The 566-nt window shown below is 49.8% G+C and carries 1 pseudogene; it reads right to left on the bottom strand.

The window, feature by feature from the left end:
• Positions 1–370 precede the first annotated feature (370 nt).
• Positions 371–566: pseudogene (locus CWB99_RS24440) on the bottom strand (hypothetical protein); the annotation flags it as partial.

The following is a 566-nucleotide window of genomic DNA, read 5'->3' as shown; positions in this document are numbered from 1 at the left end:
AAGACATATATGGACGCTCCAGCGATGTCAAGCCGAGTAGGCCTGCGGGGTAGCGAGTTTTCGTTATCCCGTTCGTTATGTTACCCGTGTTGCCACGCCTGATGTTTGGTCCAGTCCGCTATAAATGTGTTGCTCTGACATATATCCGGGCTTGACTGGTTATCCAACGCCCCTAATGAGTTCCGAGCCTGCACACCCTAAAATTAATACACCCACTCGGCCTGTAACGACCGTGCCTTTGTCGGGTTTTGCGCAGGCAGGGTTGGACCTTTTTTCATCGTACTTTGGCAAACAGATAAGCGGTTGTCAGTGGCTCACAACACCCACACGGGTTCAATGACCCTTGTCTTTTCCGAACTCTCCTGACAACCTAATCCTTGATGCATTGTGTCGCCCCCGATTGTGTATATTGCGGCTGATATGGTTCATTTTTCTGTAGTAATATCCACATCAACCTGGCCAGCCGGTGGGCAGTGGCCACAATGGTTTTATTGACTCCAACACGCTCTCGCAAAGCGCTGACCCAGCGATTTAAATCATCGTCTTTTTTATGTGCGTGTGTGACC

Source organism: Pseudoalteromonas rubra (assembly GCF_005887095.1).
Classification (GTDB): Bacteria; Pseudomonadota; Gammaproteobacteria; order Enterobacterales; family Alteromonadaceae; genus Pseudoalteromonas; species Pseudoalteromonas rubra_E.
The sequence above is the reverse complement of the archived record's forward strand: the minus strand, read 5'-3'. Positions and strand labels throughout refer to the sequence as shown.